This window comes from Peribacillus sp. NPDC006672 (assembly GCF_050274955.1).
Taxonomy (GTDB): Bacteria; Bacillota; Bacilli; order Bacillales; family DSM-1321; genus Peribacillus.
Genome location: NZ_JBNNOR010000004.1, coordinates 32,625 through 50,091 on the forward strand (window position 1 = coordinate 32,625; position 17,467 = coordinate 50,091).

Sequence of the window (17,467 nt, forward strand, 5' to 3'; positions counted from 1 at the left end):
ACGAGTATAGCTAAATCTCATAAAATCAATAATATACCCCCAGTTCATTTTTTGCAATAAAAATTTTCTTGTTTAAATAAGGGTTTGTGCTGTGATGGAAAATAGAGTACGATTACATTTATACAAGCAGTATAATGAAAATTAGGTGATATGATGAATAATCGAAGGCAGAATGTCATCGATACGGCCCATAAGCTGTTTATTGATAAGGGCTACCAAGCCACGTCCATTCAGGACATTTTAGACGGCAGCGGTATTTCAAAAGGTACATTTTATAATTATTTCCCTTCGAAGGGTGAATTATTTATTGCCATTTTCCGTTCCGTCTATACAAGGATTCGCCACGACAGGGAAAAACTGTTGATTGGTCAAGATTCAGCTGATATTGAAATTTTCATCCAGCAGCTCGAATTGCAGTTAATGGTGAACAAACAAAGTAAATTGCTTATCCTGATCGAAGAAGTCCGTGTTTCCAACGACGAGGAATTAAAGCAATTCATCAATCAAACTCTATTGTTGAGCATACGATGGATGCATGACCGTTTTCTCGATATATTCGGGGAAAGCAAAAAACCCTATCTATTAGATAGCGTCATTATCTTTCATTCGATGATGACCCACATGAATCATTTTAATCATAAAGCCGAAACAATCAGTTTACCGGAAATAAAAGTCATCCGATACTGCATGAACCGAATTGTCCATTTAGTCAATGAGGTAGCTGTAAGCGGAGAGCAGATTCTTGACCCAGAGCTAATCGATACATGGATTCCTAATTTCAGGAGCAATCTTCATTCTTCCCACACTGATCTACTGCAATCCACCTTGGCATTGAAAAAAGCAACAAACAAAGCTCTACCTTGCAGCGAAGATCGAACCAAAGCAGTTGAACTGATTGATTTCATCCATGAAGAGCTTACTCAATCCAGCAAACCACGCCTATTTTTGATAGAAAGTTTGCTGAACACCCTAAAAACCCAATACGCATCAAATGCCCAGCAATATGTTGAAAATTTCGAAGAAAATATCAACTCCTGCTTGAGCCAATTAGAAAAAGAAATATAAAAGTAGGCTTCTGATGAAAAGGAATGGGCTAACCTAAAAACTAAAGACAATAAACAGTATGTTATTGAACACATACTGTTTTTTCCAATTTATGAAATGATGAATGGTCGAATTATTCCTGGTCACGGTCGAAAAATCGGATGTGTTTTGCATGTGCAGAAATTGTGTATTCAGCAGCAACCCAGATTTTTTCCGCACTTCGAGGTTTATGTTCTTAAAAAGGCCACTTCTGCTTTACTTGCTAAATTCCAAATAATTATTTGCTAGTCCATATTGAATGAGTTCAGATTTCTTTTTCAAAGCAAGTTTTTGCATGATATTTGCTTTATGGTTTTCAACGGTTTTACCGCTAATACGTAACTTTTCTGCAATCTGTATATTCGTATAACCTAATATGATTAGTCGGACGATTTCCTGTTCACGAATAGTGAGGATCGAAGGTTTATCCTTTCCCTTGTTTTTGAATAACTTTTCAACCCGCTCTTTTGGTAGGCCAACCTTGTAATATTTCTTTCCATTATAGACGGTCTTAATGGCCTCGTAGAGCTCGCCTCCTTGGCTATTTTTTAATAGATAGCCTTGAGCACTGATTTCAATCGCTTTCTGAATGTAAATAATTTCGTTGTGCATCGTTAATAGAATCACTTTAACATGCTTCAATTGCTTCAATATTTCTTGAGCAGCAGTAAATCCATCCAGACCGTTCGAGATAGAAATATCCATTAAAATGACATCAGGCTGCATCCTAGCTGCATATATAATGGCTTCCTCGCCATCACCCGCTTCACCGACGATCTCAATTTCGGGATAACTTTCTAATAGAAGAACAATACCTTTTCGGATGAGAACATGATCATCGACAATTAGCACTTTGATCATTCAGTTCCTTCCTCCCACTTTGGAATTGTGATTTTGATTTTCGTTCCTTTATCGTTTGCCGTCTCAATGAAAAATTCACCACCTAATTGATCGATTCGCTCTTCAATATGCTTTAGGCCCAATCCTTCATTTTTGATTTCAGCTTTGTTGAATCCTATTCCATCATCTTCAATAATGAGAGATAAGTGATTTGTATATTTACAAAGACAAATGATGACCTTTTTAGCCTGAGCATATTTTAAGATATTGTGAAGTGCTTCTTGGATAACACGATATAGGTTTATTTCAACTGTGGAGTGGCAGCGTTCTTCGACATTTGTCTCAAATGTGATATTTAGATCAGGATGGGTTTTTTCAACAGACTCAATCAACGTTTTAATAGTAGGTACAATACCGAGCTGGTCTAAACTATGTGGACGTAATTGAGACGAATACACTTTAATGTCATGCATGACTTTTTCCAGTTCTTTCCTCACTTCTTTGATATAGGAATTTAGGCGTTTATCATCCACGATGTAAGATTCGATTGCTTGAAGTGCTACAGATACCGTGTACAAAGATTGCCCTACTCCATCATGAAGGTCTTGGGCCAACCTTTTGTGCTCTGATTCCTTTGCTTCAATTAGCTTTTTAATCATTAATTTTGATACTCTCATCTCTTCTTCTTTTAATTGAACGGTTTGATCACGTAAAACCAAAAGGTACTCCTTTTGACCGTTCCGAGTATCTGTATACATCAGAGCCGTACTCATTTCTACATCTATTTTCTTTCCATGATAAATTGGCATTTTAGATAAAAAATAAGGGACTTCATTATTTTCAATTAAATAGCATTTATGCCCATTCTTCTTCATTTTTCTTTGCTCACAAAATGTACAAAAAGGAACGCTATCATGTAACCCCCAGCCTGTTAATCTTCTAGCCGATTGATTCATCATAAGGATTTTTCGTTCTTGATTCATGATAATAATGCCATCTTGTATGTTTTGAAAGATTTGCTGTAAATACTTATTGTCAATTTGACCAATCTCTAGCATAAACTAGTACTCCTTATTTTTAAATTAGACTTATGACCATTTTGATTGTTCTACCATTTATACCTCAGCAAACGATTTGAACACTTATAAAAACGCATTCTTTCATAAATACAATGTACGAAAAGCTGATTCTAAAAAGAATCAGCTTCAGACTGTAGACAAACTCGATGAAAATCGAGTTTGTTTTATGGCATGTACAATTTGAACGTTGATTTCCGCTCAGGCACTCGCTTTCCGCTCCAATCAACTTTGTTATAAAATTTAGATAGAACCTCTTTTGCCAACAGTCGTTTTTGTTTTTAAAGAGAAGTATAAACTAGAGGTGATAAGGATGCTTTCTAAACATGATTCTATTCAGCGAGATCAACTTGAAATGATTACTTTAGATCAAAATGGTGCCAGCGAACCATTTGGTTCGAAAAATGGAGGACGCCATTGACTTCTCATTCATATATGACTTGGTAAAAGATATGTATTCAGAGGTAGGACGCCCAAGGATTGATCCAGTTATTTTAGTTAAACTGACATTCATTCAATATACCTTTAGTATTCGTTCAATGCGTAAAACGATTGAAGAAGTTGAAACAAATATGTCTTACCGTTGGTTCTTAGGCTATGGTTTCCATGATAAAGTGCCTCACTTTTCAACGGTATAAAAGCTGATTCTAAAAAGAATCAGCTTTTATACCGTTGATCATTCTGTTTTAGTTACGCACTTCTTTTGCCCATGTTGAATAACCGCCTGTCATATTGACAATATTACTAATTCCTTTTGCTTGCAGAATACTCATTGCGATAGCAGAGCGAACCCCTGATTGACAATGTACTACTATTTTCTTTTCTTTTTTCACTTCATCGATTCGTTTTAGTAAAGTTCCAATCATGATGTGCTGTGCTTGTTCCATATGTCCTTCATTCCACTCTGTTTCATTTCGGACATCCAGTACATGGACTTCATTATTATCGATTAACGGTTGTGCTTCTAGCGGTGTAATACTTTCATACATTTCTAATGAAGATGACGGGGCACCTTTAAGGATTTCTTCAACATCCCCAAATCCTGCTACATCATCAATTCCAATAGAACGAAGGGCTATTAACATTTCTTGAACAATTTCCGGATCGACAAGTAGATAAAGCGGTCTTGTATAATCGACAAGCCATCCAGCCCAGGTTGTGAAAGATTTATTAAATGGGATGTTGAGAGTTCCAGAGATATGTTCCTCTGCAAAAGCTTCAGCCGTCCGTGTATCTACTATTTGATGACCTTCAGCCATGACCTTCTGCATTTCTTCAAAAGAAGAAATCACTTTTAATTCTTGTAAATTTTTGATTAATTCAATGCCTACTTTGTTAACATGCTTCATCACAGCAAAATAGTAAGGAGGTTCTGGCTGACCTTCAAGCAATGCACGACTAAATGATTGCTCATCATTAAATTTCATAGCCCAGTTGAACTGTTTTTCATAACCTACTGTAGAAGAAGGAACAGCGCCAAGTGCCTTTCCACATGCACTTCCTGCTCCGTGAGCTGGCCATAATTGTAAATAGTCAGGTAGTTCTTGAAATCTTTCAATCGATTTATACATCGCTTTAGCACCTGATTCAGAAGTACCTTGGATTCCTGCTGCTTTTTCCAATAAATCAGGACGTCCAATATCACCAACAAAAACAAAGTCTCCTGTAAAGATACCCATTGGTTTATCAGCACCACCACCGTAGTCCGTTAGCAAAAAAGATATACTCTCAGGGGTATGTCCAGGAGTATGCATAGTTTCAAAAACTAAGTTCCCAATTGTAAACTTGTCGCCGTCTTTTAACAATTGGTGTGGTACATTTTCAAGGTTTTGATATTTCCAATCTTTATCTCCTTCATCAGAGATGTACATTTTTGTATCAAACCGATCTGCCAATTCCCTGGAACCTGATACAAAGTCAGCGTGAATATGGGTTTCTAAAGCCCCGACGATATTCAGATTCTCTTTCTCAGCCGTTTGAATATAAGGAGTGATATTGCGCATTGGGTCCACAACTACCGCTTCTCCTGTTGCCTGACAACCAACTAAATAAGATGCATGTGCCAATTTCTCATCATAAAAGTAACGTATTAACATAGATCATTTTCCCCTTTCAAATCTTTCTGGATTTTTTTCATTTATTATTTCTAATGCTGCTTGTACATAGCATAATACCCTTTTTACAGTAGGATCCTTCATCCATTTCATGACAGAGATAATTGTTACGTTCTGGGGATTACAATCGGCTCTTTCTTTGACTCTCTTAATAAGAGACAGACCATCTTTCCCTTCCTTGAGAATAGGCTCTGTATATTCCTTTAGGTTTGACAATAAATAATCCGTAGACTCTTTGTCCTTGATAATATCTGTGACAAAGTCCATTATATTTTCTACCTGCTCAATCATACTCACAAGTTTTGGAACTTTCTCTATTAAAGTAATCAACGCTACAACCGTTTCACCGTTAATGTTCAATGTAGAAAGGGTTTGTTCATATTTATTGATGGATTCCTTATCTTGGACAACTGATTTTCCAAAGTCCATAATATTTTCAGCAGATTCCAACGTTTTTTGAATATCAGGTAGCTTCCCTAGTAGTGCCGTTAATGATTCTTGAACTTCAGGTTTCTCTAGCTCATTGATCAATTGTATCATGTCTTTATTTGTATTCGTCTCAGAATACCCCATACCTGCATCCTCCCCTCTGTTCACGTATTTTTACATAGTGCCTTTTAGCATACCATTCCAATACATAATCGGGAGCAAATCCTTTTTCATGACGTACATGCTCGTACGCTCAACAGCCTGATTGAATGGCATAGATTCACAAGGTTCTTTGTTGTAATCAAATTCAGCTAAAACGAGTTTGTTATAACCAGTCACAATCGGACATGAAGAATAACCATCATAGCTAGCCTTCATAGGCAGATCACGCATCAAGGCCATTATATTCTCGGCTACTACTGGAGCCTGTTTACGGATGGCCGCTCCTGTTTTGGAAGTTGGTAAGTTAGCGTTATCACCTAAACCAAAAACATTTTTAAAGTGATTATGTTGTAAAGTGTGTTGCTGTACATCGACCCATCCGTTTTCATCTGATAACGGGCTGTTTTTAATAAAAGCGGGAGCTTGCATTAAAGGCGTTACATGAATCATATCGTAAGCAATCTCTTCTATCTCATTAGTATCCAAGTTTTCAAAAATGGCGATTTTCTCATCTGCCTTAATCTCAATCAGATTTCTGCGGAAACGAGCATCAATATTTTTTCTTTCTACTACCTTCTCAAGTGCAAGTCGATATTTTTCCACATCGAAAATAGCAGGATTTGCGGAACCAAATATGACTTTTGAGCGATTACGAATATGTGAACGATTAAAATGATCTTCTGCTAAATACATAATTTTTTGTGGGGCGCCACCACATTTAACAGGGGAAGCTGGATGTGTAAACAACGCCGTTCCACCTTTAAATGAACGGATTGTTTCCCATGTGTAATCCACATGTTCATAGGAATAGTTGCTGCAAACGCCCTTTGTCCCTAAATTTTCCTGTAGTCCTTTAATTCCTTTCCAATTGATTTCTATACCACTGGCAACAACCAGATAATCATATGAGATGGTTTGTCCTTGATTTGTTGAAAGACTATTTGTTTCAGGAGAAAACGCCATAACTGCTGCTTGAATCCATACAGCTCCCTCCGGAATAACACTTTGCATGTCTCTCTCTGAGCTCTCTTTCTTAGCTGCCCCTCCACCTACTAATGTCCATAATGGTTGATAATAATGTTTGACTGCTGGATCTAAGATGGCGATTTCACCTGAAAGTGAATGAGATTGACGTAATAATCGTGCTGCTACAGAAATACCTGCAGAACCCCCTCCAACAATGACTACTTTGTATGAACTTTTCATTTGAACATCCCCCTTTACAACTTTAATCATAGTTGAAATATTTTTCATAAAATATAGGGGATTTCCCCTAATTTTGAGTAAACCTATCAATATGAGGAAAGTCCATGTCGGAACCCGCAGCATGATAGAGAATAATCCATAATTACTTTCACAAAATATCCATCCAAATTTTAATTGCTGTCGCTAAAATAAGGATTGACAATATCCATTGTAAAACCTTTGTATTCATTTTTTGTCCCGCTTTTGCTCCAAGAGGAGAAGCGATTAAACTAGCAACAATCATGACCAATGCTGGTACTAAAAGCACCTGACCGGTAGCAACTTTTCCGATAGTCGATCCGATAGATGAAATAAACGTAATCGCAAGAGAAGTGGCAATCGTCATCCTTGTCGGAATTTTAAGAACCACAAGTAGAATCGGAACTAAAATAAAGGCACCTGCCGCACCGACAATTCCAGAAGCTCCGCCCACAATAAAAGCTAAAATGGTCGCTAACCACTTATTAAAAACCACTTCATTTGCGGGCTTATCATCATTGTTCTTCTTTGGAATGAACATCATAATGACGGCAATTGTTGCAAGGACTGCATAAACAATATTGATTGTAAACTCTTCCATATATTTAGAACCGAAACCGCCAATCAATCCACCAAGTAAAATCCCTGAACCCATGTAAATGATTAAATCTTTATTTAACAAACCACTTTTCCGGTATGCCCAAACACCGCCAATAGTGGCAAAGAACACTTGGACAGCGCTGATTCCTGAAACTTCATGAGCATTAAAAGCGACAAATCCTAATAATGGCGGTATATAAAGAAGCATTGGATACTTAATAATCGAACCGCCTATCCCTACCATTCCTGAAAGATAGGATCCGATAAATCCTATCAAGAAAATCAAAATGATAAATGAAACATCCATAATATGTTTTCCTCCCCTTTGTATCCATCTGTCTTTTTTTCATCTATAAGTATAGAACGCTTAACTTTTGGAACCTATAGGGGGTTTCCCCTATAAAACTGGATTGATTGGTTGAAATGACAAAATTCTAAACTATATAGGAAGGTAGACAACTTATGATATAGTTCTTAAATCCAAAGTTAAAAAGCTTCAAATGGTGGAACTTCATTTAATGGGTATAATAATAGTACTGATTTATAAAATTTGGAGGTGCTTGGCTTAATGAGTGAACTGCTCCATTTAGAGGTGACCTATTTAAAACGGATTTTTGAGAGCATTCAAGATGGGATCATCATCATGGACCAACAACGTCATATTATTATGATGAATCCATCCGCAGAGCATTTAACAGGTTGGAAACTTAATGGAACGGTTCCTTTATGTACCTATTGTGAAAATAGGAATATACAACCTGGAGAGAATACCTGTTATTTACTGCAGAATGATGAAGTTCCCTATTTCCTTTCCAAAATGCCTACCTATCATGGGGAGAAAATCGATGTGGAGATGAGTACGGCACTTGTCTATCATGACAGGAAAAGTAGCCGGAAAGAATATTTATTGGTGCTGCGTGATCAAAGTGCCAAGAAACGCGAAGAAGAAGCAAGGATCTCTAAGTTAATGATCAAAAAGTTAATTGATGCAAAAGAGTCGGAACATAAGAGGCTTGCCAAGGAGCTTCATGATGGAGTTGGTCAATCTTTATTTAGTATCTCGGTTGCCCTTCAAGCCATTGAATCGTATATCAATGATGCTCGGTTAAATACATACATAGGCGAAGTACGAAAAGAATTAGAAAAAGTGATGAATGATGTAAAAGACTATTCGCAACAATTAAGACCGCATAGCTTAGATCAGTTAGGGATCGTCGCCGCTATTCATACGTTGATTGCTTCTGTGGAAAGAAACAACGCTAAGCTTTCGATCTCATTTGTGACAAATGTTGAAGAGCGCTGTCAATCTCCAGTGGAAATAAATTTATACAGAGTGATTCAGGAGGCTCTTCATAATACACTCAAATACGCCCAGGCTTCCAAGATATCTATCCGACTATTCCGTACTGAAGCTGGATTGACCTTGACTATTAATGACAATGGCAAGGGCTTTAATCCAGATGAGCTCGGAAACCCAGGCCTCGGACTCAAGCATATGGATGAAAGAGTGGACCAGCTAGGGGGAACATTCGAGCTTGAGTCGATTCCTACTAAAGGCACAAACATCAAGATTTTCATTCCACAATGGATGGAGGATCAGCATGATTAATATATTGGTTGTTGATGATCATATTCTGATCCGGAAAGGCATTGTCCTATTATTGGAAAGCTATCCTGACCTGCACATTGTCGGAGAGGCTGGTGATGGAGAAAGCGCCATACTTTTAGCGAACCGGGAAAAACCGGATGTGGTTTTAATGGATATTTCAATTCCTAATGGATTGGACGGTTTTACAGCTACTCAGGAAATCTTAAAACAGGTAGAAAGGGTAAAAGTGATTCTGCTTACCATGCACAATGAAGAGGTATATATTCAAAAAGCGGTGCAGATTGGAGCCCATGGTTACTTATTAAAAAGCAGTCAGGGTGGAGAGTTATATGAAGCGATTACAGCTGTAATGAAGGGAAAAAGACATTATCATGTCGGATTGCCGCCTGAGCAATTGGAAAAAATCTTTCAAAGCACAGGAAAAGCGGAGCCTTCGATCCTAAGCGTTAGAGAAAAAGAAGTTGTGCGTTTTACGATTCTAGGATTCACAAACAAGGAAATTGCCACAAAGCTACAAATTAGCGTGAAGACCGTTGAAAACCATAAAGCGAACATTATGCAAAAATTACAGCTGAAAAATAAGTCGGAACTAATTCAATATGGCTTGAAAAATAATTATTTGGATTTACATAGCTAATCAACAAACTGTTTCTTTCGGGAAGCAGTTTTTTTATGTCTTTATGAACGTTTGTTCAAACAATGTCCATTTTTAAGTCATGGATAGGGGAAAACACCTATGTGTTCACTTCTTCCACACTCCTATACTTTAGGTAAGTTAAATAGAGAAAGAAGTTGACAGTTATGGGTAAAAAACATGAAAAAAGATTAGCTACACTCGCGATTGGCGTGTCCATTATTATGTTTCTTTCATTGCTTTCAAAATTTTTCTCGTAAATAAAATGAAAAAGGAAGCGGGGTCACAACGATGTTTGAAAACAATATGGCCATGTACAGCCGATATTTAACCGAATTAACATTAGCATTTCATATTATCTTTGCGACCATCGGGGTCGGTGTCCCGATGATGATCGCCTTGGCTCAATGGATTGGCTTGAAGAAGAAAGACCCACATCTTCTGTTATTGGCTAGACGCTGGGCACGTGGGTTTGTCATTACCGTTGCCGTTGGTGTCGTGACAGGAACAGCGATCGGCCTGCAATTAAGTTTGCTTTGGCCGAATTTCATGGAATTGGCTGGGCAAGTAATCAGTCTCCCATTATTCATGGAAACATTCGCATTCTTCATTGAAGCCATCTTCTTAGGTATTTATTTGTATACATGGGATCGATTTAAAAATCCTTATCGTCATCTACTTTTATTAATTCCAGTTGTCATTGGATCTTCCATGTCTGCTGTGTTTATAACGATTGTGAATGCATTTATGAATGCTCCGCAAGGATTTGAATTATCCAACGGAGTAATTACAGCAATTGATCCATTGAAGGCAATGTTTAACCCAGCCACACCAACGAAAGTGGCTCACGTTCTCTCATCCGCTTATATGACATCTGCCTTTATTCTGGCTTCGATTGCCGCCTTCCGTATATTGAAAGGCAGCAAGCATGCGTATCATAAGAAAGCTCTTCATTTGACACTTGGCGCAGCCTTCATCTTTTCCATCACTACTGCGCTGATTGGCGACTTCTCAGGGAAGTACTTGGCTGAGTATCAGCCGGAAAAATTGGCCGCTGCCGAATGGCATTTTGAAACAGACACGGAAGTGCCGCTCGTATTATTCGGTTATTTGAACGATGACAAAGAAGTGAAAAACGCGATTTCCATTCCTTATGGATTAAGTATTTTGTCCAATAACCTACCCAGCACGGAAGTCATCGGGCTAAATGAGTTTCCAGTGGATGAACAACCGCCGCTTTATATCCATTACCTATTTGATTTAATGGTAACAATCGGCATGGGCCTTACCTTTTTATCCACACTATATTTGGTACTTGTTAAATGGAAACAACAATGGATCTACAAAAAGTGGCTAATGATTACTACCTCTTTATCTGGTATCGCAGCCGTTCTAGCCATTGAACTAGGTTGGATTTTTGCTGAAGTAGGACGCCAGCCTTGGATTTTAAGAGGATATATGAAAACCATTGATGGAGCAACCGCTTCACCTCACGTGGATGTCTTACTTGTGGTCTTTGCGGTCTTGTATCTGGCCCTAGGCATTGGTAGCATAATCGTCTTACGTAAAATGTTCAAACAAAACACAGCAGAAACTGAACTGAAAGAGCTTGGGTTATAGGAGAAAGGAGGATTTGCAATGTCATTAGAATTGCTTGGCATCACCGTCTTATGGATCTTTTTATTTGGCTACCTCATTGTTGCTTCCATTGACTTTGGAGCTGGATTCTTCAGTGCTTACAGTGACTTCTCTGGAAGAAAGCATTTGATTCATACCATCATCCAGCGATATTTATCTCCTGTATGGGAAGTGACCAATGTGTTCCTGGTATTCTTCTTTGTCGGGATAATCGGATTCTTTCCGAAAACCGCGTATTATTTTGGATCGGCCCTGTTAATTCCCGCAAGTATCTCCATTATCTTGCTAGCAATCCGCGGTGCCTATTATGCCTTTGGGACTTATGGAATGAAAAATAACCGTATTTTAACCTTTTTATATGGAATGACAGGAATTCTAATCCCTGCATCTTTAACAACGGTGCTAACGATTTCCGAAGGAGGATTCATTTCTGTCAAAAACAATGAAGTACAGCTTTTGCTCGGAGAACTGCTGAAAAGTCCGTACTCCTGGAGCGTTGTCTTACTGTCCATCGTCAGTGTTTTGTTTATTTCAGCAAGCTTTCTGACTTGGTACGCCTACAAAGCGCAAGACTTTCAAGCACATGCCTTGCTTAGAAAATACACATTGGCTTGGAGCTTCCCTTCGATTTTGGCGGCCATCACCACATTTTACAGTCTGAAGCTTCATAATGGTGTTCATTTTGAAGCGATGATGGACCAGGCCTGGATGTTCCTTATATCAATTGTATTTTTCATAACCGCAGTCTACTTTTTTTATAAAAAGAAACGTTACGGAATGGCTTTCATAAGTGTTGTACTTCAGTATGGATTCGCCTTCTTCGCTTATGGATCCTCACACTATCCGTACCTGCTTTATCCGTATTTAACCATATATGATGGATTTACCAACCAAACGATGGCCATCGCCCTTGTCGTCGTATTTATACTGGGCTTACTGATTCTTGTGCCATCTTTGTACCTAGTGCTCAAACTATTTCTTTTCAACAAAAAATACGTTCAGGGAGAACGATAGGAGGAAAAAAACATGCATCACTTTCTTATCACCTACGCACCGCTCTTAGCAGTCGCCGCTTCTATAGCCGGAGTATTTATTTGGGGAACAAAAAGCAAATTCTTGGAGAAACAAGATTTTTGATGATCCGAAACAAGCGGAAACAATTAAAGGGTTCAAATTACACACAAAAAAGCAGGTATTCACGCTGCTTTTTTGTGTGTATTGTAGAAGGATATGTAAAATCATAGTAAAATCCGTCTTCAATGACTGGTCCTATCCCAAATTTTTCATTACCGTGAATCCTCTTCACTGCAGCCGATATTTTAGGAAAGAAGATTGTCATTATGATGGGATATAATTGCAGTTTTCGTCGATATATTCTTACTTTCGGAGATATAATTGCAGTTTTCGTCGATATATTCTTACTTTCGAAGATATATTGCGGTTTTCGTCGCAATATGTAAATTTCCATTCTATAAAAACGCTGTTTTTTGGTAAAAAACAGCGTTACTTCTCATTACTTCCCGTTTTTCATCGAATCTAATTGATTTTCAACCTGGCTTAGTCTGTTTTCAATAGAATTCCACAAACAAAAATAGCATCATGAATGATAACATTCACAATGCTCGTTACGAAACTGACTTTGAACTTGTTAGCAAATATAAAACCCATATTAACAGTTTTTCATTCTCTGTGGTGAAGCAAAAGTTTGTATATTTTTTTCTTCTTATTTGTTTTAATAAAATCTGAATAGACTATTACCTTAAATTTGTGATTTGTTTTTGTTCGATTTATAAATCTATATAAGGAAGTCCGAGAGACATCTGCTTTGTCGCATATCTCTTTTACCGTCAATTTCTTTTGCTTGTATAAGTGATAAGCATATTCAAGTTTTGCCTGATCAGCTTTTGGTCGGCCACCAAGTTTTCCTCTGGCTCTGGCTGCTTTTAATCCTGCCTGTGTTCTTTCTGATATGATATCTCTTTCAAGTTCTGCCATACTAGCCATCATTCTAAAGAAGAAACGGCCCATGGCTGTTGAAGTATCTATATTATCTTGGATGGATATAAAGTCCACTCCTATTTTTTCAAATTGCTCTGTAAGTTCAATTAGATGTTTTGTACTCCGACTAATGCGATCTAATTTATAAACCACCACCACATCACCCTGACGGAGATAGTTAATCATATCCTCTAATCGAGGACGATCTTTCCTTGTTTCAGTTATTTTCTCCTGAAAGATTTCATCCACTCCATATTTTTCGAGAGCATCAATTTGCATGTCTGAGTGTGAATGAAAATGCTTTGTCCATTCTGGCTCTAGGCGGAGTGAATGAAATCGGTAAAAAATGTATGTGGTCCAATATTCAAACGATATGGTCATTATCGACTGCGGTGCAAAGTTTCCTGATGAAAGTTTATTAGGCGTCGACTTGATCATTCCTGATATTTCCTTTCTACAGGAAAATAAGGAGAAGATCCGGGCATTAATCGTGACTCATGGGCATGAAGATCATATAGGCGGTATCCCCTATTTCTTAAAAAAATTAAATATACCCATTTATGCCACACGTTTAACACTTGGGTTGATTGAATTGAAGTTAAAAGAACATAACCTTTTGGCTGATACTGAATTAATCCAGATCGACTCGGATTCAACGTTGGAATTTGGGGAGATGAGTCTGGATTTTTTCAAAACGAATCACAGTATCCCCGATTGTCTTGGAGTCACCATGCATACACCGGAAGGCACGGTCGTCCATACAGGAGACTTTAAATTTTATTAAAAGAGTTGGTTTTATAAGAGAGGCCTAAGGAAAGACTATCCTTATTATACTAAAGGGAGGTCTAGCTATTTGAGTGTGAATGAAAATGCTTTGTCCATTCTGGCTTTAGGCGGAGTGAATGAAATCGGTAAAAACATGTATGTGGTCCAATATTCAAACGATATGGTCATTATCGACTGCGGTGCAAAGTTTCCTGATGAAAGTTTATTAGGAGTCGACTTGATCATTCCTGATATTTCCTTTCTACAGGAAAATAAGGAGAAGATCCGGGCTTTAATCGTGACTCATGGGCATGAAGATCATATAGGCGGTATCCCCTATTTCTTAAAAAAATTGAATATACCCATTTATGCCACACGTTTAACACTTGGGTTGATTGAATTGAAATTAAAAGAACATAACCTTTTGGCTGATACTGAATTAATCCAGATCGACTCGGATTCAACGTTGGAATTTGGGGAGATGAGTCTGGATTTTTTCAAAACGAATCACAGTATCCCCGATTGTCTTGGAGTCACCATGCATACACCGGAAGGCACGGTCGTACATACAGGGGACTTTAAATTTGACTTAACTCCCATGAATGATCAGTATCCCGACATTCATAAAATGGCCAAAATCGGGAGTGAAGGTGTCTTGGTTTTATTATCTGAGAGCACTAATGCTGAACGTCCCGGATCCAGTCCCTCGGAGCATCTGGTTGGCAGTCATATTGAAGAGGCGTTTATGCAGGCTAAACAGAAAGTCATTCTTTCAACTTTCGCTTCAAACGTCAATCGCGTTCAACAAGTGGTGAACGCTGCCCAGAAGACAAACCGAAAACTCGCCTTACTGGGACGAAGCATGGTGAATGTCGTATCCGTTGCCATCGAGCGCGGCTACCTTGAGGTTCCTGATGGGATGCTGATTCAAGCACATGAAGTCGATAATTATGCTCCTGAAAGAGTAGCCGTTTTATGTACGGGAAGTCAAGGAGAGCCGTTTGCTGCCCTGTCTCGCCTTTCCAGTTCGAATTATCGGGATATGAGTATATTACCTGATGATACAGTGATTCTTGCCTCCACTCCAATACCCGGAAATGAACGGGATGTTTCCCGTATCATCGACAACCTGTTTCAATTGGGGGCTAAAGTCATTTACGGTTCTGGGACTGTAACTGGCATGCATGTTTCTGGACATGCCTATCAGGAAGAGTTAAAGCTCATGCTTACCCTGATGAAACCTAAGTATTTCATACCCATTCACGGTGAGTATAGGATGTTGCACCAACATCGACTACTTGCTGAGTCTGTAGGGGTGGAAAAGGACAATACTTTCATTATCAATAATGGCGATGTCGTGGATATTGAAAACTCGGTCGCCCGTCAAACGAGAAAGGTTGCTGCCGGCAATACCTTTGTTGACGGTATGGGCGTTGGTGATGTTGGAGAAGTCGTACTCCGCGACCGTAAGCAGCTTTCCGAAGATGGGATGCTCGTAATTGTCATAACACTAAGCAAGATGGAAAGAAAAATAGTATCAGGTCCCGATACCATTTCCCGTGGATTTGTATATGTTCAAAATTCCGAAGAGCTCCTTAGACATGTAAATCGTCTTGTCACGAAAACGGTCAACGACTTACAAAGTGAAAAAATATATCGATGGAATATCATTAAACAAACCATAAAGAAGGAAATAGGGCAATATCTCTATAACCAAACCAAGAAAAAACCAATGATCCTTCCATTAATCATTGAGATTTAGCGTCAGCAAAAAAAGGAACTAGACTTCATATAGTCAAGTTCCTTTTTTTCAATCAAGTTCTGATTTACTCGCTCTTGCGGCCATAGCCTTGTTCTTATTCCAAACCTTGAATTTCATGAAAATGGCAGCAAGCCCGATGATCACGATGAATAAAAGGCTTATGAAAAACCCGGGACGGATCTCTTTTTCAAGCAGAGTGCCACTGACCGCGGCAAAAATTAGCAGAAGTCCGAAAAAGGCGGTAATCTTACTCCACATCTTATTTTCCAATATTTTGAATGAAGAAAGAATGATGAATGCCCAGTTATACAAAAGCAATATCCCAGCTGATGTTGTAATGTATTCATAAATCTTGCCTGGCAGGAGCAAGGCAGTAATGATTGATCCTAAAAGTCCCAAGGCCCCTAGACCGAGTGAGGGCAGTGGAAGGTCCTTGAATTTCTTGATCTTTTGCATGAATAATGCGGGTGCATTTCCATCATCGGAGAGGGTTACCAATAGATTGGTTACACCAAATAGTGAAGCGGTCATCGTCGAGAAACCGGCAATGATGATTGCACCATTAAAAACGTGCGGGAAAAACGCCAGGTGATAACTGTCCAATGCCGAAACGAATGGGCTTTCTTTTTCACTGAATGCTCCTAATGAAATCATGGTTACAGCTAATCCCAATGAAACCACATATATGATTGTAAGAACCATGAGCATGATCGTCCCTGCCTTTGGCGCATCCTCTTTCTTTTTCAGCCGCATTGCCATCAGTCCAATGACTTCAATGCCGCCAAATGCATAAAAAGCATAGATAAGAGATGTCCAAAACCCTTTTAGCCCTTTTGGAAATAATTCATTGTACGTATTCGGAAACGATGGCGGTTTCCCTCCATCAAGACCAAACCAGCCGAAAACGGCACATATTGCTATAATGATAAACATTACGATTGCAGCTGTCTTAATTACCGCAAGGATGTTTTCAACTCTGTCGAACCCTTTTGTTCCAAGCAATACCACAAAGATTGAAACAATGGCAAATCCAGCCGAAAATAGCCACAACGGGACTTTCGGGAACCAAAATTGAGATAACAGCGAAAGTGCAGTAAGCTGACTTCCCATGATCAATATATTGGAGGACCAATAATTCCAGCCACAGCTAAAGCCAGCCCATCGTCCAAATGCTTTATTGGCATAATAACAAAAAGAACCCTCTTGAGGATCGGCAGCCGTCATCTTAGCAAGCAAATTATAAACGATGTATGTACCTAATGCAGCCAAAACAAATGAAAATACAATAGATGGCCCTGTCGTTTTAATCCCTATGGTGGATCCAAGAAAATATCCTGTCCCGATCGTACAGCCTACACCGACTAAAGATAGCTGCCACCATTTCATATCTCCTTGTTGCTCACCTGATGATTTGGAATCTTGAATTGACTTCCCTTTCGCTGAACTGCAATTGGCTTTTGTCATAACATTACCCCCTTCCATCATTCATAGTGTTGATAATGCCGGAAAATTAGCCATTAAGCTTTTTCATTT

14 protein-coding genes and 4 pseudogenes are annotated in these 17,467 nt (G+C 38.6%); 9 read left to right on the forward strand and 9 right to left on the reverse strand.

Going from position 1 to position 17,467, the window contains the following annotated elements:
• Positions 1-150 precede the first annotated feature (150 nt).
• The gene (locus ACQKKK_RS07810; RefSeq protein WP_427615358.1) at positions 151-1,065 is read left to right on the forward strand and encodes a TetR/AcrR family transcriptional regulator; all 915 of its coding nucleotides are present in this window, start codon (positions 151-153) and stop codon (positions 1,063-1,065) included.
• Positions 1,066-1,299: 234 nt separating this feature from the next.
• Here the strand turns inward: ACQKKK_RS07810 and ACQKKK_RS07815 are convergent, their stop codons facing one another.
• Together ACQKKK_RS07815 and ACQKKK_RS07820 are read right to left on the reverse strand one after the other, a co-directional pair.
• A complete protein-coding gene (locus ACQKKK_RS07815) occupies positions 1,300-1,944 on the reverse strand; it encodes a response regulator (protein WP_427615359.1) in 645 nt (214 codons plus the stop codon).
• Positions 1,941-2,981 (reverse strand): ATP-binding protein, encoded by a 1,041-nt coding sequence (locus ACQKKK_RS07820; protein WP_427615361.1) that lies wholly within the window; start codon positions 2,979-2,981, stop codon positions 1,941-1,943. The genes ACQKKK_RS07815 and ACQKKK_RS07820 overlap by 4 nt, the downstream gene beginning before the upstream one ends.
• A gap of 331 nt (positions 2,982-3,312) precedes the next feature.
• Here ACQKKK_RS07820 and ACQKKK_RS07825 point away from each other — a divergent pair.
• Positions 3,313-3,631 (forward strand): annotated as a pseudogene (locus tag ACQKKK_RS07825) (transposase); the annotation flags it as partial.
• Between the two features lie 54 nt (positions 3,632-3,685).
• Here the strand turns inward: ACQKKK_RS07825 and ACQKKK_RS07830 are convergent.
• The 4 genes from ACQKKK_RS07830 to ACQKKK_RS07845 form a co-directional block, all read right to left on the reverse strand.
• Positions 3,686-5,095 (reverse strand): MBL fold metallo-hydrolase, encoded by a 1,410-nt coding sequence (locus ACQKKK_RS07830; protein ID WP_427615362.1) that lies wholly within the window; start codon positions 5,093-5,095, stop codon positions 3,686-3,688.
• Positions 5,096-5,098: 3 nt separating this feature from the next.
• Complete coding sequence (locus ACQKKK_RS07835) at positions 5,099-5,686, reverse strand: hypothetical protein (RefSeq protein WP_427615363.1); 588 nt, start codon at positions 5,684-5,686, stop codon at positions 5,099-5,101.
• Positions 5,687-5,716: 30 nt separating this feature from the next.
• The gene (locus ACQKKK_RS07840; protein WP_427615364.1) at positions 5,717-6,910 is read right to left on the reverse strand and encodes an FAD-dependent oxidoreductase; all 1,194 of its coding nucleotides are present in this window, start codon (positions 6,908-6,910) and stop codon (positions 5,717-5,719) included.
• Between the two features lie 148 nt (positions 6,911-7,058).
• The gene (locus ACQKKK_RS07845) at positions 7,059-7,835 is read right to left on the reverse strand and encodes a sulfite exporter TauE/SafE family protein (RefSeq protein WP_427615365.1); all 777 of its coding nucleotides are present in this window, start codon (positions 7,833-7,835) and stop codon (positions 7,059-7,061) included.
• A 261-nt stretch (positions 7,836-8,096) separates the two neighbouring features.
• Between ACQKKK_RS07845 and ACQKKK_RS07850 the strand changes: the two genes are divergently transcribed.
• The 5 genes from ACQKKK_RS07850 (at position 8,097) to cydS (ending at position 12,546) form a co-directional block, all read left to right on the forward strand.
• The gene (locus tag ACQKKK_RS07850) at positions 8,097-9,137 is read left to right on the forward strand and encodes a PAS domain-containing sensor histidine kinase (protein ID WP_427615366.1); all 1,041 of its coding nucleotides are present in this window, start codon (positions 8,097-8,099) and stop codon (positions 9,135-9,137) included.
• Entirely contained in the window at positions 9,130-9,774 is a 645-nt protein-coding gene (locus tag ACQKKK_RS07855; RefSeq protein WP_427615368.1) for a response regulator, read from the forward strand. The genes ACQKKK_RS07850 and ACQKKK_RS07855 overlap by 8 nt, the downstream gene beginning before the upstream one ends.
• 288 nt (positions 9,775-10,062) lie before the next feature.
• Positions 10,063-11,391: a cytochrome ubiquinol oxidase subunit I gene (locus ACQKKK_RS07860; RefSeq protein WP_427615369.1), complete on the forward strand. Its 1,329-nt coding sequence runs from the start codon at positions 10,063-10,065 to the stop codon at positions 11,389-11,391.
• A gap of 18 nt (positions 11,392-11,409) precedes the next feature.
• Positions 11,410-12,423 (forward strand): cytochrome d ubiquinol oxidase subunit II, encoded by a 1,014-nt coding sequence (locus ACQKKK_RS07865; protein WP_427615370.1) that lies wholly within the window; start codon positions 11,410-11,412, stop codon positions 12,421-12,423.
• 12 nt (positions 12,424-12,435) lie between these two features.
• Positions 12,436-12,546, forward strand: coding sequence for a cytochrome bd oxidase small subunit CydS (gene cydS / locus ACQKKK_RS07870; RefSeq protein ID WP_427615371.1), 111 nt, complete (start codon positions 12,436-12,438; stop codon positions 12,544-12,546).
• 79 nt (positions 12,547-12,625) lie between these two features.
• On the opposite strand, the pseudogene ACQKKK_RS07875 reads toward cydS, so the two are convergent.
• Together ACQKKK_RS07875 and ACQKKK_RS07880 are read right to left on the reverse strand one after the other, a co-directional pair.
• Positions 12,626-12,718, reverse strand: a pseudogene (locus ACQKKK_RS07875) (hypothetical protein); the annotation flags it as partial.
• A 473-nt stretch (positions 12,719-13,191) separates the two neighbouring features.
• Positions 13,192-13,686, reverse strand: a pseudogene (locus ACQKKK_RS07880) (recombinase family protein); the annotation flags it as partial.
• A 2-nt stretch (positions 13,687-13,688) separates the two neighbouring features.
• Here ACQKKK_RS07880 and ACQKKK_RS07885 point away from each other — a divergent pair.
• Both ACQKKK_RS07885 and ACQKKK_RS07890 read left to right on the forward strand, forming a co-directional pair.
• A pseudogene (locus tag ACQKKK_RS07885) lies at positions 13,689-14,185 on the forward strand (MBL fold metallo-hydrolase); the annotation flags it as partial.
• Positions 14,186-14,260: 75 nt separating this feature from the next.
• A complete protein-coding gene (locus ACQKKK_RS07890; RefSeq protein WP_427615372.1) occupies positions 14,261-15,934 on the forward strand; it encodes a ribonuclease J in 1,674 nt (557 codons plus the stop codon).
• A 48-nt stretch (positions 15,935-15,982) separates the two neighbouring features.
• Here ACQKKK_RS07890 and ACQKKK_RS07895 read toward each other — a convergent pair whose 3' ends face one another.
• Entirely contained in the window at positions 15,983-17,398 is a 1,416-nt protein-coding gene (locus ACQKKK_RS07895) for an amino acid permease (protein ID WP_427615373.1), read from the reverse strand.
• Positions 17,399-17,467: the final 69 nt, after the last annotated feature.

Bases quoted from the DNA above. Each gene is read 5' to 3' on its own strand.
- ACQKKK_RS07810 (WP_427615358.1), top strand. From the start codon at position 151: ATGATGAATAATCGAAGGCAGAATGTCATCGATACGGCCCATAAGCTG.
- ACQKKK_RS07815 (WP_427615359.1), bottom strand. From the start codon at position 1,944: ATGATCAAAGTGCTAATTGTCGATGATCATGTTCTCATCCGAAAAGGT.
- ACQKKK_RS07820 (WP_427615361.1), bottom strand. From the start codon at position 2,981: ATGCTAGAGATTGGTCAAATTGACAATAAGTATTTACAGCAAATCTTT.
- ACQKKK_RS07830 (WP_427615362.1), bottom strand. From the start codon at position 5,095: ATGTTAATACGTTACTTTTATGATGAGAAATTGGCACATGCATCTTAT.
- ACQKKK_RS07835 (WP_427615363.1), bottom strand. From the start codon at position 5,686: ATGGGGTATTCTGAGACGAATACAAATAAAGACATGATACAATTGATC.
- ACQKKK_RS07840 (WP_427615364.1), bottom strand. From the start codon at position 6,910: ATGAAAAGTTCATACAAAGTAGTCATTGTTGGAGGGGGTTCTGCAGGT.
- ACQKKK_RS07845 (WP_427615365.1), bottom strand. From the start codon at position 7,835: ATGGATGTTTCATTTATCATTTTGATTTTCTTGATAGGATTTATCGGA.
- ACQKKK_RS07850 (WP_427615366.1), top strand. From the start codon at position 8,097: ATGAGTGAACTGCTCCATTTAGAGGTGACCTATTTAAAACGGATTTTT.
- ACQKKK_RS07855 (WP_427615368.1), top strand. From the start codon at position 9,130: ATGATTAATATATTGGTTGTTGATGATCATATTCTGATCCGGAAAGGC.
- ACQKKK_RS07860 (WP_427615369.1), top strand. From the start codon at position 10,063: ATGTTTGAAAACAATATGGCCATGTACAGCCGATATTTAACCGAATTA.
- ACQKKK_RS07865 (WP_427615370.1), top strand. From the start codon at position 11,410: ATGTCATTAGAATTGCTTGGCATCACCGTCTTATGGATCTTTTTATTT.
- cydS (WP_427615371.1), top strand. From the start codon at position 12,436: ATGCATCACTTTCTTATCACCTACGCACCGCTCTTAGCAGTCGCCGCT.
- ACQKKK_RS07895 (WP_427615373.1), bottom strand. From the start codon at position 17,398: ATGACAAAAGCCAATTGCAGTTCAGCGAAAGGGAAGTCAATTCAAGAT.